Here is a 14,374-nt window from a genome sequence, read left to right as displayed (position 1 = left end):
CCGCTGATGAATGAACTTGCGCCAGGCTGCATAATGATCGCATGACAATTTCTGTGGCCGTGGCCGGCGCGAGCGGGTACGCGGGCGGAGAGATCCTGCGCATGTTGCTCGGTCATCCGCGGGTGGTGTCCGGGGAGGTGACCATCGGGTCGTTGACCGCGGGCGGAAACGCAGGATCGACGCTCGGTGTGCACCATCAGCATCTGTACCCGCTCGCCGACCGCGTCCTCGAGGAGACCACAGGAGCGGTCCTCACTGGCCACGACGTGGTGTTTCTGGCGCTCCCACACGGATCGTCGGGTCCGCTGGTCGATCGTCTCCCGCCGACCACCGTGGTCATCGACTGTGGCGCGGATTTCCGGCTCAGCGATCCGCGGGAGTGGGAGCGCTACTACGGGTCGAAGCACTCGGGCACGTGGCCGTACGGACTGCCGGAGATCCCGGGCCAGCGTGAGGTGCTCAGCGGGGCCACGCGGGTGGCGGTTCCCGGGTGCTACCCGACGGTGTCGGTGCTGGCCCTGCGTCCTGCGGTCGCACACGGCCTGATCGAACCGGCCGTCACCATCGTCGCGGTCAGCGGTACCTCCGGTGCGGGCAAGTCGCCGCGGGTGGACCTGTTGGCCTCGGAGGTGAGCGGATCCGCGCGCGCCTACGGCGTCGGCGGCAGCCACCGGCACACGCCCGAGATCACCCAGGCGCTCTCGGTAGCGGCCGGCCAGCCGGTCAGCGTCTCTTTCACCCCGGTGTTGGTGCCGATGTCGCGTGGCATCTTGGCCACCTGCACCGCCCGCACCGACATGTCGGTCGCCGACGTACGCCAGGTCTACGAAGAGACCTATGCGCCAGAGCCTTTCGTGCACGTTCTGCCGCCTGGGCAGCTTCCGACCACGGCCTCGGTGCTGGGTTCCAACTCCGTCGCGTTGGCCGTCGAAGTCGACGAGCGGGCGCAGACCATGGTGGTCGTCGGCGCAATCGACAACCTCGCCAAGGGGACCGGAGGCGCTGCGGTGCAGTCGATGAACCTGGCGATGGGCTTCGGTGAGACCGAGGGTCTGACGACTGTGGGCCTGGCGCCATGACTGAGACAGGATTCTCGCTGCGCCGGGATCAGGGTGTCACCGCTGCCCTCGGTTTCCGCGCGGCCGGGCTCGCCGCCGGTATCAAGGCATCTGGCAAGCCCGATCTCGCGTTGGTGTTCAACGAAGGTCCCGAGTACCACGCGGCCGGAGTGTTCACCCGCAATCAGGTCAAGGCGGCACCGGTGCTCTGGAGCCGACAGGTCCTCACCGGCGGCCGACTGCGGGCGGTGCTGCTGAACTCGGGTGGGGCCAACGCGTGCACCGGACCACTCGGGTTCGGTGACACCCACGCCAGCGCCGAGGCGACCGCTGCGGCACTGAGCAATTGGGGTACCGAGACTGGTGCCGGCGAGGTGGCGATCTGCTCCACCGGACTGATCGGTGATCGGCTGCCGATGGACCGACTGCTGTCGGGTATCGAGACGATCGTGCACGACATGGGCGGCGGTCTCACCGGTGGCACCGATGCCGCACACGCGATCATGACCACCGACACCGTGCCCAAACAGGTTGCCTTACACCACGTGGGTGGCTGGAACGTCGGAGGCATGGCCAAGGGTGCAGGCATGATGGCGCCGTCGCTGGCCACGATGCTGGTGGTCATCACCACCGATGCCGATGTCGATGCAGCACAACTCGATTCGGCTCTGCGATCGGCCACCGCGCGTACCTTCGACCGCCTCGACATCGACGGGTCGTGCTCGACCAACGACTCGGTGCTGGTGCTGGCGTCGGGTGCCAGTGGCATCGCCCCCGACTCAGTCGAGTTCGCCGACGCGCTGTTCGCGGTCTGTGACGATCTGGCTGCGCAGTTACAGGCCGATGCCGAAGGGGTGACCAAGCGCATCGCGGTGACCGTCGCCGGTGCTCGTACCGAGGACGAGGCCCTTGTCGCGGCCCGGGTGGTGGCCCGAGACAGTCTGGTCAAGACCGCCCTTTTCGGCTCCGACCCCAACTGGGGTCGGGTGTTGGCTGCGGTGGGAATGTCGCCGTTCCCGATAGATCCGGATCGGATTGCGGTGTCGTTCAACGGGAATGCGGTCTGTCGCGATGGCCACGGGGTGCCCGGTGCCCGCGAGGTGGACCTCGGCGGGCCGGAGATCGCGGTGCACATCGATCTGCAGTCGGGGTCGGCGACGGCGACGATCCGCACCACAGATCTCTCACACGCCTATGTCGAAGAGAACTCGGCCTACTCCTCATGACCGGTCCTCTCGCGTCGGCGGCACCGGTGGGTTTGAGTGCGCTGGACAAGGCGCACGTCCTCACCGAGGCGCTGCCCTGGCTGCAGCGGTTCGCCGGCAAGATCATCGTCGTCAAGTACGGCGGCAACGCGATGATCGACGACGACCTCAAGGCGGCGTTCGCGACCGACATGGTCTTCCTGCGCACGTGCGGGATCCATCCCGTGGTGGTGCACGGTGGGGGGCCGCAGATCTCGGCGATGCTCAATCGGCTCGGGCTGTCCGGAGAGTTCCGGGGCGGATACCGCGTCACCACACCTGAGGTGATGGACGTCGTGCGGATGGTGCTGTTCGGTCAGGTCGGCCGTGAGCTCGTCGGCCTGATCAACGCCCACGGTCCTTACGCGGTCGGCATCACCGGCGAGGATGCGCGGTTGTTCACCGCGACCCGCCGCACCGTGGCCGTCGACGGGGTGGCCACCGACATCGGCCTCGTCGGGGACGTGACCGCTGTCGATCCGGTCGCCGTGACCGACCTCATCGCCGCCGGCCGGATCCCGGTGGTGTCGTCCATCGCACCCGATGTCGACGGCGTGGTGCACAACATCAACGCCGACACGGCCGCAGCTGCGCTGGCGCAGGCGCTGGGGGCCGAGAAGCTGGTGATGCTCACCGACGTCGAGGGGCTGTACACCGACTGGCCCGATCGTGAGTCGCTGGTCAGCTCGGTCGACACCGGTGAGCTCGAAAAACTGCTCCCGCAGTTGGATTCGGGAATGGTGCCGAAGATGGAAGCCTGCCTGCGGGCTGTGCTCGGGGGAGTCCCCCGCGCGCATGTCATCGACGGTCGGGTGCCGCACTCGATGTTGTTGGAACTGTTCACCGAGGACGGTGTGGGGACGATGGTCGTCCCGACATCGACGGCGACCACTGAGGAGTCCACCCCATGACCACACCTCTGCAGCAGCGGTGGCACACCGCGCTGATGGACAACTACGGAACCCCGAAGATCGCGCTACGCAGCGGATCTGGGGCAGTGGTCACCGATGTCGAGGGCCGTGAGTACCTCGATCTGCTCGGCGGCATCGCTGTCAACGCGCTCGGACACGCGCACCCGGCCGTGATCGACGCGGTCACCCGGCAGTTGAGCACCCTTGGGCACGTCTCCAACCTCTACCTCACTGAGCCAGTGGTTGAACTGGCCGAGGCTTTGTTGGCCCGGTTCGGGGTCGAGGGTCGAGTGTTCTTCTGCAACTCCGGCGCCGAGGCCAACGAGGCGGCCTTCAAGATCGCGCGTCGGACCGGACGGACGGGAATCGTGGCGGCCCAGAACGGGTTCCATGGGCGCACCATGGGAGCGTTGGCGATGACCGGCCAGCCGGGCAAACGTGCACCCTTCGAACCGATGCCTGCGGGAGTGTCCTTCGTCCCCTACGGTGACCTTGCCGCACTCGACGCCGCGGTCACCACCGACACCGCCGCGGTCATCCTGGAGCCGATCCAGGGTGAGGGCGGTGTGGTCGTGCCCCCGCCGGACTACCTCTCGGGAGCTCGCCGCATCACCACTGATCGGGGTGCATTGCTGATCCTCGACGAGGTGCAGACTGGGATCGGCCGTACCGGAACGTTTTTCGCCCACCAGGCGGCCGGCATCGTGCCCGACGTGATGACGCTGGCCAAAGGGCTTGGCGGCGGTCTGCCCATCGGGGCTTGCCTGGCCACCGGGGCAGCCGCAGAACTGCTCTCGCCTGGTCAACACGGCACCACCTTCGGTGGCAACCCGGTGTGCGCTGCCGCGGCGTTGGCGGTGATCGACACCATCGAGTCGACCGGACTCGTCGACCACGTCGCTGCGGTGGGCAAGTCGATCGTCGCCGGAGTGCAGGGGCTGGGGCATCCACTGGTCTCGCACGTGCGTGGGTCTGGGCTGCTCCTGGGAATTGTTCTCACCCAACCGTTCTCGGCTGCGGTCGAAGCGGCCGCGCGGGCGGCTGGGTATCTCGTCAACGCGCCCGGACCTGACGTGGTGCGCCTCGCGCCGCCGCTGGTCCTCACCGACGCGCAGGCCGATGCGTTCGTCGCCGACCTGCCCGGCATCCTCGACGACGCCGTCGCCGCGCACTCAGGCGGTCAGAACTGATGGCGCCCAGGCATTTCCTGCGTGATGACGATCTGTCTCCGGCCGAGCAGGCCGAGGTGTTGGCGCTCGCGGCCCAGGTGAAGGCGGAGCCGTTCGCACACCGGCCGCTGGCGGGTCCGCATGGTGTGGGGGTGATCTTCGACAAGAACTCCACCCGCACCAGGTTCTCGTTCGAGGTCGGTGTGGCCCAACTCGGCGGGCACGCGGTCATCGTCGACGGGCGCAGCACCCAGATGGGTCGCGACGAGACCCTCGCCGACACCGGGCGGGTGCTGTCCCGGTTCGTCAAGGCGATCGTCTGGCGCACGCACGGTCAGGACCGACTCGACGAAATGGCCTCGGCGGCAACAGTTCCGGTGATCAACGCACTGTCGGACAGTTTTCATCCGTGTCAGGTGCTGGCAGATCTGCAGACCATCATCGAGCACAAGGGAAACGTGGCGGGTCTGTCGCTGGCCTACCTGGGCGACGGCGCCAACAACATGGCGCACTCGTTGCTGCTGGGTGGTGTGACGGCCGGGATGAGCGTGACCGTCGCGGCTCCGCAGGGGTTCATCCCTGCGCCGCAGGTGCTGGCGGCGGTGCGGACGCGGGCCGCCCAAACCGGCGCAACCGCGAAGGTCACTGCCGACCCGATCGAGGCGGTGACCGGTGCCGATGTCGTGGTCACCGACACCTGGACCTCGATGGGCGACGAGGACGACGGACTCGACCGGGTGGCCCCGTTTCGGCCCTACCAGGTCAACGAGGCGTTGCTGGCCCACGCCGCCTCCGACGCGATCGTGTTGCACTGCCTGCCCGCGCATCGGGGAGAGGAGATCACCGACGAGGTCCTCGACGGTCCCCGCAGTGTCGTTCTCGACGAGGCCGAGAACCGCCTGCACGCACAGAAGGCGTTGCTGATCTGGCTGTTGGAGCACTCGTGAGCATCTCCGAGCAGCACTCCACCGCAGGTCGGCTGTCGCCGACGCGTGCCGGTCGCCACGCGCAGATCGTGCGAATCCTCGCCGAACATCGGGTACGCAGCCAAGGCGAGCTACAGGCACGGCTGGCCGAGGCCGGGATCGAGGCGACCCAGGCGACCCTGTCGCGTGACCTCGACGAGCTCGGCGCGGTCAAGCTACGGGCCGCCGACGGGGGAGTGGGCGTCTACGTGGTGCCCGAAGACGGTTCGCCGGTACGAGGGGTGTCCGGCGGTACCGATCGGCTCTCACGGCTGCTCGCCGACCTGCTGGTGGCCACCGATCACAGCGGGAACATGGCGGTGTTGCGGACCCCACCCGGGGCCGCGCAGTACCTGGCCAGCGCCTTGGACCGGGCCAGTCTGCCTGCGGTTGTCGGCACCATCGCCGGTGATGACACCATCTTCGTGATCGCCCGAGAGCCGATGACCGGTGCCGAGCTCGCGCAGCTCATCGAGGCTCTCCGGTGACCAGGCGTGCGCGGTGATCGACCTCACGCCCCCGCGCCGGGCTCGGGCGCCTGGTGCTGCCGTACGTTGTCGCCGACACCTCGACTGTCTGACCCTTGACCACCACCCCCACGACCACCACAACCTCACGGACCGGGAGATCTCACACCATGGCTGAACGCGTCATCCTCGCCTACTCCGGCGGATTGGACACCTCGGTGGCCATCAGCTGGATCGGCGCCGAAACCGGCAAGGAGGTGGTCGCGGTCGCGATCGACCTCGGCCAGGGCGGCGAGGACATGGAGATCATCCGGCAACGAGCGCTCGACTGCGGTGCGGTCGAGGCGGTGGTGGTCGACGCGCGTGACGAGTTCGCCGACGAGTACTGCCTGCCGACCATCACCTCCAACGCGCTGTACATGGACCGTTACCCGCTGGTCTCGGCCATCAGCCGACCGCTGATCGTCAAGCACCTCGTCGACAACGCCCGCGCGCACGGAGGCACGGTGGTCGCTCACGGGTGCACCGGCAAGGGCAACGATCAGGTCCGCTTCGAGGTCGGGTTCAACACCCTGGCCCCCGAACTTGAGGTCCTCGCACCCGTTCGTGACTACGCCTGGACCCGGGAGAAGGCGATCGCCTTCGCCGAGACCAACGACATCCCGATCAACGTGTCGAAGAAGTCGCCGTTCTCCATCGACCAGAACGTGTGGGGCCGTGCAGTGGAGACCGGTTTCCTCGAGGATCTGTGGAACGCGCCGACCAAGGACGTCTACGACTACACCGAGGATCCGACGGTCCATTTCAACGCTCCCGACGAGCTCGTCATCAGCTTCGACAAGGGTCGACCCGTCGCCATCGACGGACGAAGGGTGTCGGTGCTGCAGGCCATCCAGGAACTGAACACCCGCGCAGGCAAGCAGGGTGTGGGTCGACTCGACGTGGTCGAGGACCGCCTCGTGGGCATCAAGAGCCGAGAGGTCTACGAGGCGCCGGGGGCGATGGTGCTGATACGGGCGCACGAGGAACTCGAACACGTCACCCTCGAACGCGAGTTGGGGCGCTACAAACGGCGGACCGATCAGAAGTGGGCCGAGTTGGTCTACGACGGGCTGTGGTACTCACCCCTCAAGCGGGCGTTGGACACGTTCGTCGCCCACACCCAGGAGCACGTCTCCGGCGACATCCGGCTGGTCCTGCACGCCGGCACCATCGTGGTCAACGGTCGGCGCAGCGAGCAATCGCTCTACGACTTCAACCTTGCCACCTACGACGAGGGCGACACCTTCGACCAGTCCTCGGCCAAGGGTTTCGTCCAACTCCACGGGTTGTCGTCGAAGATCTCCGCGAAACGGGACCTCGGGCTGTGACATCGGCGCACCCGCCCGCCGATGCGTCCGACGCCCACGTCCACGGCACCAACACCGGTGCGTTGTGGGGTGGGCGCTTCGCGGCGGGCCCGGCCGAGGCGATGGCGGCCCTGAGCAAGTCGACGCATTTCGACTGGGTGCTCGCGCCGTACGACATCAGGGCTTCGATGGCGCACGCACGAGTGCTCAACGCGGCCGGCCTCCTCTCATCAGCCGACCTCGAGACGATGCTCGCAGGACTCGAACAGCTCGCCGCCGACGTCGCCTCGGGGGAGTTCGTGGCCGCCGCGACCGATGAGGACGTGCACGGCGCGTTGGAGCGGGGACTCATCGAACGCGTGGGTGCCGATGTGGGTGGACGTCTGCGGGCCGGGCGATCGCGCAACGATCAGGTGGCCACCCTGTTCCGGATGTGGCTGCGCGACGCCGCCCGACGAGTCGGATCGGGCCTGCTCGACGTGGTCGACGCACTGGTCGCGCAGTCTGGCGCGCATGCCGATGCGGCGATGCCGGGCAAGACCCATTCGCAGGCCGCTCAGCCGGTGCTGCTGGCCCACCATCTGCAGGCCCACGCGCAGTCGGTGCTGCGTGACGTGCAACGCCTGCAGGACTTCGATCGTCGAACCGCGTTGTCGCCCTACGGTTCCGGGGCGCTGGCAGGTTCGTCATTGGGGCTCAGTCCGGAGAAGATCGCAGCCGAACTCGGCTTTGACGGGCCGACCGAGAACTCGATCGACGCCACCTCGGCGCGCGATTTCGCGGCCGAGGCGGCATTCGTGTTCGCGATGGCGGCGGTGGACCTGTCGCGGTTGGCCGAGGAGATCATCTCCTGGAGCACACCGGAATACGGCTATGTGACGCTGGCCGATGCCTGGTCCACCGGGAGCTCCATCATGCCGCAGAAGAAGAATCCCGATGTCGCCGAGCTCACCCGAGGTAAAGCCGGTCGGTTGATCGGCAATCTTGCGGGGCTGTTGGCCACCCTCAAGGCCCAACCCCTGGCCTACAACCGCGACCTGCAGGAGGACAAGGAACCGGTCTTCGACTCGGTGGCCCAGCTCGAGTTGCTGCTCCCCGCGCTGACCGGGCTGGTGGCGACGCTGGAGTTCCACACCGAGCGGATGGCCGAACTGGCACCGGCGGGCTTCAGCCTTGCCACCGACATCGCCGAATGGATGGTGCGTCAAGGCATCCCGTTCCGGGTGGCGCATGAGGCCGCCGGGGCGTGTGTACGTCTGGCCGAAGGCCGTGGGGTGGGACTCGACGAGCTCAGCGACGCCGAGTTGGCCGGGGTCGATCCCGCGCTCACCCCGCAGGTGCGTGAGGTCCTCACGGTGCAGGGCTCGATCGCGTCGCGGTCGGCTTACGGCGGAACCGCCGGACCACGGGTCGCCGAGCAACGTGAGCGTGTCATCGATCGTGCGCGAGCTCTGCGAGCGTGGACCGATGGCTGAGACGAGCCTTGATCGACACGCACCTGGCGAACCGGCATTCACGATCCTGAGTACAGTGACAGCGGTCACAAGAATGATTTCTGGAGGTTGCTGAGGTGGTCGGTCTTCCGAACGTGGGTCGTGCGCTCGACCGCATCATGGCCACCGCCCAGAACGGACTCGAGGTCATCCGGATGGGCGGCCTCGACACCGGCACCCGGCCCACCCCGTTCCGGGTCGAGGAGACCTCGCCCATGTACCGGTTGCGCCGGTATTTCCCGGACGCCTTGACCGAAGGACCACAGGCACTGCTGGTGCCGCCGATGATGGTGTCGGCCAACGTCTATGACGTGACGCCGCACTACGGCGCGGTATCGGTGTTGCACCGCGGTGGGATCGATCCGTGGGTGGCCGACTTCGGGTCCCCGGACAAGGAGGTCGGCGGCAAGGAACGCACTCTCGCCGATCACGTCATCGCGATCAGCGAGATCATCGATCTCATCCACGAGGAGACCGGCAAACAGGTCCACCTCATCGGGTACTCACAAGGCGGCATGTTCGCGTATCAGACTGCGGCGTATCGCCGTTCGCGCAGCATCGCCAGCGTCACCACCTTCGGGAGCCCGGTCGACGTCCTGGCCGGGCTGCCGCTCGGGGTGCCGGCAAACGTGGCGGCTCCGCTTGCGAATTTCATGGCCGACAACGTCTTCAGCCGCATCGCGCTTCCAGGGTGGATGGCGCGCACCGGATTCCAGCTCCTCGATCCGGTGAAGGCGGCGCGCAGTCGGGTCGATTTCCTGCTGCAGCTGCACGACCGTGACGCTCTACTGCCCCGCGAGGACCAGCGGCGGTTCCTCGAGGCCGACGGGTGGGTGGCGTGGTCGGGCCCGGCGATCGCGGAGCTGCTGCGGCAATTCGTGGTCCACAACCGGATGGTCTCGGGTGGATTCGTGATCCGCGATCAGCTCGTTACCCTGGCCGAGATCGACAGCCCGGTCCTGGCTTTCATCGGCGAGGCCGACGACATCGGGCAACCGGTTGCGGTCCGTGGCATCAAACGGGCAGCGCCGCGCGCCCGCGTCTACGAGTCCTTGGTTCCGGTCGGTCACTTCGGGCTCGTGGTCGGGTCGGCGTCGGGAACCCAGAGCTGGCCGACGACGGTCGAGTGGCTGCGGTGGCAGGAGGGGTTGGGGGAGATGCCACGCGCCGTGGCTCCGATGGCCGACAATCCCGAGCGTGTCACGGGGTCTGGAGTCAGCCTGTCCTCACGTGTCACCCACGGCATCGGCGCGGTCGCCGACGTGGGTGCGGGCGTCGGGCGTGATCTGGTCAACGCCGCCGCCACCATCCAGCGGACCTCGCACGCAGTGCTCCGGGAGTCCGTGCGCACTCTGCCGCGCCTGGTGCGGCTGGGGCAGATCCAGCCCGGCACGCGCATCTCGTTGGGCAAGTTGATGACCGAGAACGCCGACCGGTCCGGCGACCGGGAACTGTTCTTGTTCGAGGACCGCGTACTGAGTCACCACGAGGTGAACCGACGCATCGACAACGTGGTGCGCGGTCTCATCGAATGTGGGATCCGTCCCGGTGAACACGTCGGGGTGATGATGGAGACGCGACCGAGCGCTCTGGTCGCGATCGCCGCCCTCTCACGTCTCGGTGCGGTCGTGGTCCCGTTGCCGCCTGATGCCGGTGAGCTCGATCAGATGTTGCGGCTGGGCGACGTCCACGTCGTGATCGCGGATCCGGCCAGCCTGCAGCGCTGTTCTGAACACGCCGAACGGGTGTTGGTCCTCGGCGGCGGTGACTCTCGGTGCATTCTCGATGCTGATGGCGATCACGTCGTCGACATGGAGCGCATCGATCCCGACGCGGTGGAGATCCCGTCTTGGTACCGGCGCGATCCTGGTCAAGCCGGAGACCTCGCGTTCATCTTGTTCACCACCACCGGTGGGTCACTGCAGAAGTGGCCGATCACCAATCACCGGTGGGCCATCTCTGCGTTCGGTGCCGCCTCGGCTGCGGCCCTCTCGGACAACGACACGGTGTACTGCCTCACCCCGCTGCATCACGCCTCGGGACTCCTGACCACGCTGGGTGCCACGGTGGTCGGCGGCGCTCGCATCGCCTTGTCGTCGGGCATCAACGCCGAGAGCTTTGCGCGTGAGGTCTACCGGTACGGCATCACGGTGGTGTCCTACACCTGGACGATGATGGGTGAGATCGTGCGGGACCCCGACCTCGCGATCACCGACCACAATCCGATCCGTCTGCTGATCGGTTCCGGTATGCCCGCCGGACTGTGGCACGACGTCGTCGCCCGATTCCCTGATGCGGGCGTGATCGAGTTCTTCGCCACCGCCGACGGCGCGGCCATCTTGGCCAATCTGTCGGGCACAAAGGTCGGTTCCATGGGGCGCCCGCTGCCGGAGACCAATCGCGTTCGTATCGCCGCCTGGGATGTGATCGAGGAACGATTCCAGCTCGACTCGCGCGGCTATGTCCGTGAGGCCGGCGTCGACGAGGTGGGCGTGCTGTTGGCCCAGACGCGCCAGCGAGATGAGTTCGGTGCCACGGTGTTGCGCGATGTGTTCGGTCCGCGGGATCGCTGGGAGAACTCGGGTCAACTGATGAGTCGTGACGTCGACGGCGATCACTGGCTGATGGGCAGCGTGCACGGCGTCATCAAGTCCTCGGACGGGCCGATCCACTCACACCCCATCGCGTCGGCGCTGAGCTGCCACGCCGACGTCGAACACGTGGTCGTCTACCCGGTAGGAGCTCCCGGGTCGCAGCTGGCGGTGGCGGTCGTCTCACCGCGCGATCAGGCCAACAATCTCACGGTCTCGTCTTTGCGGGTGGCGTTGGCCGGGCTGCCCGCGGTCGAACGCCCACACATCATCTGGGCCGTGGACGAGATCCCGCTCAGTCACTCGTTCCGTCCGCTGGTGAACTCCTTTGCCGCACAGGGCGTTCCCAAACCCAGCTCGCGCGTCTGGTACCGCGACGACAACGGGCGCTACCGCAGGCTGACGCGCACGGTGCTCGCGGAGAAGGACTGGACGCAGGACGGGCTCGGTGAGGTGATCGACGGTCCCGACGCGTTGGCCGCCGGACTGCGGTGAGATTCGTAGAGTGGGGAACGCGCTCCATCCGGACTCTTCACGACGCTAGGACCCACCACGATGCCGCTTGACCCGATTCTGCTCGAACGCTTGGTCTGCCCCGACGATCACGGACCCCTGCTCTACGTGACCGACACCGACGGATCAGAGATCCTCTACAACCCGCGCTTGCGTCGGGTGTACCGCATCGATGACGGGATCCCCGTGTTGCTCGTCTCCGAGGGACGCACGGCCGACGAAGCCGAACATGCCGCCTTGGTCGCCAGGTCGGGGACTGAGGGCTGAGGGCTGAGCGACGAACCCACGCCCATCGAACTCTCGCGCGCGACCCTGGAGACCGGACTCGAGTCCGCAGCGCTCTCGTTGCTCGGTTCGATGGTCGTGTCTCGGAGCGCGGCGGGTGTGGTCGGGGTCCGAATCGTGGAGGTGGAGGCCTACGGTGGGCCACCTGAGAGCGAGTATCCCGATCCGGCCTCGCACGGGTGGCGTGGCCCCACCCCACGCAGCGCGATCATGTTCGGCGGTCCGGGACACCTCTATGTGTACCGGTCCTACGGGATCCATCTGTGTGTCAACGTCACCTGTTTACCCGGGAGACACTGCGGCGCAGTGTTGTTGCGGGCCGGTGAGGTGACCGTGGGTGGTGAGATCGCGCGTCGGCGACGCGGCGCAACGGTCATCGACCATCGCCTGGCCCGGGGGCCGGGCAACCTCGGTGCCGCGCTCGGGGTGAGCCTGGACGACACCGGTGTCGATGTGTTGGCGCCGTCGAGCCGGATCCGCATCGAGGGCGAGGGTGTCACGACGGAGATCCGTTCGGGTCCACGGGTGGGTGTGAGCGTGGCTACCCGCCGCGCGTGGCGCTGGTGGCTTGCCGACTCGCCCGCGGTGTCGGCTTACCGGGCCGGACGGCAGGTGGCGACGGCTGCGCGCGATAGGCAAGGATCAGACTCGTGAGCACCGACATCATCGACGAGCTGCAGTGGCGTGGGCTGATCGCGCAGTCCACCGACCTTGACGACCTTCGCCGGGACCTGTCGTCCGGCGTCATCTCGGTGTACAACGGCTTCGATCCGACCGGTCCCAGTCTGCACGCGGGGCACCTCGTACCTCTGTTGACCCTGCGTCGATTCCAACTTGCGGGTCACCGCCCGATCGTGTTGGCGGGAGGCGCTACGGGTCTCATCGGAGATCCGCGTGATGTCGGGGAACGGGTGATGAACTCCCGCGAGACCGTGGCGGATTGGGCGGCGCGGATCGACACGCAGCTGCAGCGCTTCGTCACACGTGACGATTCAGCGACGGGTGCGGTGGTGGTGAACAACCTCGATTGGACGTCGCAGCTCTCGGCGATCGACTTCCTGCGCGAGATCGGCAAACACTTCTCGGTGAACGTGATGCTCGCCCGTGACACGGTGAGACGGCGACTCGAGGGCGACGGGATCAGCTACACCGAGTTCAGCTACATGTTGCTGCAGGCGAACGACTACCTGCAGCTGCGCCGCGATTACGGATGCCGCCTGCAGCTCGGTGGTTCCGACCAGTGGGGAAACATCGTCGCGGGGGTTGATCTCAATCGCCGGGTGGACGGCGAGGCGGTGCACGCACTGACCGTTCCGCTGGTCACCGCTGCCGACGGCACGAAATTCGGCAAGTCCACCGGCGGGGGCAGTATCTGGCTCGATCCCGAGTTGACCAGCCCGTACGCCTGGTATCAGTACTTTCTCAACACCGCAGATGCCGACGTCATCCGCTACCTGAAGTGGTTCACCTTCCTGTCACGCACGGAGATCGAGGAGCTCGACGCCGCTACCCGCGAGGCTCCGTATCTTCGGACCGCGCAGAAGCGTCTGGCCGCCGAGACTACGACGCTGGTGCACGGGGCAGAGGCGACGCGATCGGTGGAGCTGGCCAGTCAGGCGTTGTTCGGCCGGGCCGCGCTCGACGAACTCGACGCTGCGACGTTGCGGGCGGCAGTGTCGGAGACCGATGTCGCGGAGTTCGCCGCAACATCTACGCCGACGATCGTCGAACTGCTGGTCGCGACGGGACTGTGCGACAGCAACAAGGCGGCTCGGCGTGTGGTGGGCGAGGGAGGGGCGTACGTGAACAACGCGAAGGTGACCGACGAGGACTGGACGGTCGATCCACAAGGTTTGCTGGGCGGCGAGTGGTTGGTGGTCCGACGGGGTAAGAAGTCGATCGCCGGCGCACGGTTCTCCCAAGCGGACACAACGCTGTGACCAGGCGATTTGACGCCCTGTTCCCATCTGTGTAACTTACGTGTTGCACCGCAGCGCGGCGCAGAGCGGGGAAATCCCGCCGAGCTTCGTGCACTCGGGTGCGAACCCCCGATCGAGAACGTTGGGTAACAGCGCGCTCTACGGGAGCTCACGACCCCCAGGTCATCACGGCCTGGCCGTGGGTGTGTGTTCTTTGAGAACTCAATAGTGTGTTGACATTTTGTTTATGCCGTTTTTTGGCCTGCCTGTTGTGGGTGGGTTGTTTTTGTTGTGCCAGCGCTTTGTGTGTTGGTTTGTTTTTTGGTTGGGGTTTTGCTCTGCTGGGAAACGTTGTGTTGATTCGGCTGTCTGTGCCTGTGGGTGTGGGTGGTTGTTTCGTTTGGTTTTTC

Annotated in this window: 13 protein-coding genes; 12 read left to right on the top strand and 1 reads right to left on the bottom strand. The window is 66.8% G+C overall.

The genetic code is table 11. The annotated features are described in order from the left end of the window. Positions 1–41: 41 nt before the first annotated feature. The 12 genes from argC to tyrS all read left to right on the top strand — a co-directional run bounded on the left by argC (position 42) and on the right by tyrS (position 13,985). Entirely contained in the window at positions 42–1,079 is a 1,038-nt protein-coding gene (gene argC / locus KIK15_RS00065) for an N-acetyl-gamma-glutamyl-phosphate reductase (protein ID WP_214242158.1), read from the top strand. Continuing rightward, complete coding sequence (argJ, locus tag KIK15_RS00060) at positions 1,076–2,284, top strand: bifunctional glutamate N-acetyltransferase/amino-acid acetyltransferase ArgJ (RefSeq protein ID WP_214242157.1); 1,209 nt, start codon at positions 1,076–1,078, stop codon at positions 2,282–2,284. The genes argC and argJ overlap by 4 nt, the downstream gene beginning before the upstream one ends. Further along, positions 2,281–3,213, top strand: coding sequence for an acetylglutamate kinase (gene argB / locus KIK15_RS00055; protein ID WP_214242156.1), 933 nt, complete (start codon positions 2,281–2,283; stop codon positions 3,211–3,213). The genes argJ and argB overlap by 4 nt, the downstream gene beginning before the upstream one ends. Continuing rightward, positions 3,210–4,403 carry an acetylornithine transaminase gene (locus KIK15_RS00050; protein WP_214242155.1) on the top strand — a complete coding sequence of 398 codons (1,194 nt, stop codon included), beginning with the start codon at positions 3,210–3,212 and terminating at the stop codon, positions 4,401–4,403. The genes argB and KIK15_RS00050 overlap by 4 nt, the downstream gene beginning before the upstream one ends. After that, the gene (gene argF, locus KIK15_RS00045) at positions 4,403–5,329 is read left to right on the top strand and encodes an ornithine carbamoyltransferase (RefSeq protein WP_214242154.1); all 927 of its coding nucleotides are present in this window, start codon (positions 4,403–4,405) and stop codon (positions 5,327–5,329) included. Before KIK15_RS00050 ends, argF begins: the two co-directional genes overlap by 1 nt. A 2-nt stretch (positions 5,330–5,331) precedes the next feature. Then, positions 5,332–5,835 carry an arginine repressor gene (locus KIK15_RS00040; RefSeq protein WP_214243144.1) on the top strand — a complete coding sequence of 168 codons (504 nt, stop codon included), beginning with the start codon at positions 5,332–5,334 and terminating at the stop codon, positions 5,833–5,835. Positions 5,836–5,984: 149 nt separating this feature from the next. Beyond that, positions 5,985–7,184 carry an argininosuccinate synthase gene (locus KIK15_RS00035; protein ID WP_214242153.1) on the top strand — a complete coding sequence of 400 codons (1,200 nt, stop codon included), beginning with the start codon at positions 5,985–5,987 and terminating at the stop codon, positions 7,182–7,184. Beyond that, entirely contained in the window at positions 7,181–8,638 is a 1,458-nt protein-coding gene (gene argH / locus KIK15_RS00030; protein ID WP_214242152.1) for an argininosuccinate lyase, read from the top strand. The genes KIK15_RS00035 and argH overlap by 4 nt, the downstream gene beginning before the upstream one ends. A 95-nt stretch (positions 8,639–8,733) precedes the next feature. Continuing rightward, positions 8,734–11,742 carry an AMP-binding protein gene (locus KIK15_RS00025; protein ID WP_307851663.1) on the top strand — a complete coding sequence of 1,003 codons (3,009 nt, stop codon included), beginning with the start codon at positions 8,734–8,736 and terminating at the stop codon, positions 11,740–11,742. Positions 11,743–11,802: 60 nt separating this feature from the next. Continuing rightward, on the top strand, positions 11,803–12,027 hold the full coding sequence (locus KIK15_RS00020; RefSeq protein ID WP_214242151.1) for a Trm112 family protein: 225 nt from the start codon (positions 11,803–11,805) through the stop codon (positions 12,025–12,027). Positions 12,028–12,051: 24 nt separating this feature from the next. Further along, on the top strand, positions 12,052–12,699 hold the full coding sequence (locus KIK15_RS00015) for a DNA-3-methyladenine glycosylase (protein WP_214243142.1): 648 nt from the start codon (positions 12,052–12,054) through the stop codon (positions 12,697–12,699). After that, entirely contained in the window at positions 12,696–13,985 is a 1,290-nt protein-coding gene (gene tyrS, locus KIK15_RS00010; protein WP_214242150.1) for a tyrosine--tRNA ligase, read from the top strand. Before KIK15_RS00015 ends, tyrS begins: the two co-directional genes overlap by 4 nt. A gap of 148 nt (positions 13,986–14,133) precedes the next feature. On the opposite strand, the gene KIK15_RS00005 is transcribed toward tyrS, so the two are convergent. Further along, positions 14,134–14,374: hypothetical protein (locus tag KIK15_RS00005; RefSeq protein WP_214242149.1), on the bottom strand; the 241-nt coding region annotated here is incomplete at its 5' end.

This window comes from Williamsia sp. CHRR-6, from assembly GCF_018474015.1.
Classification (GTDB): domain Bacteria; phylum Actinomycetota; class Actinomycetes; order Mycobacteriales; family Mycobacteriaceae; genus Williamsia_A.
This window is presented reverse-complemented; position numbering and strand designations above follow the sequence as displayed.

Excerpts from the sequence above, each read along its gene's own strand:
- KIK15_RS00035 (WP_214242153.1), top strand. The coding sequence starts at position 5,985 with ATGGCTGAACGCGTCATCCTCGCCTACTCCGGCGGATTGGACACCTCG.
- argF (WP_214242154.1), top strand. The coding sequence starts at position 4,403 with ATGGCGCCCAGGCATTTCCTGCGTGATGACGATCTGTCTCCGGCCGAG.
- KIK15_RS00050 (WP_214242155.1), top strand. The coding sequence starts at position 3,210 with ATGACCACACCTCTGCAGCAGCGGTGGCACACCGCGCTGATGGACAAC.
- argC (WP_214242158.1), top strand. The coding sequence starts at position 42 with ATGACAATTTCTGTGGCCGTGGCCGGCGCGAGCGGGTACGCGGGCGGA.
- argB (WP_214242156.1), top strand. The coding sequence starts at position 2,281 with ATGACCGGTCCTCTCGCGTCGGCGGCACCGGTGGGTTTGAGTGCGCTG.
- argJ (WP_214242157.1), top strand. The coding sequence starts at position 1,076 with ATGACTGAGACAGGATTCTCGCTGCGCCGGGATCAGGGTGTCACCGCT.
- KIK15_RS00020 (WP_214242151.1), top strand. The coding sequence starts at position 11,803 with ATGCCGCTTGACCCGATTCTGCTCGAACGCTTGGTCTGCCCCGACGAT.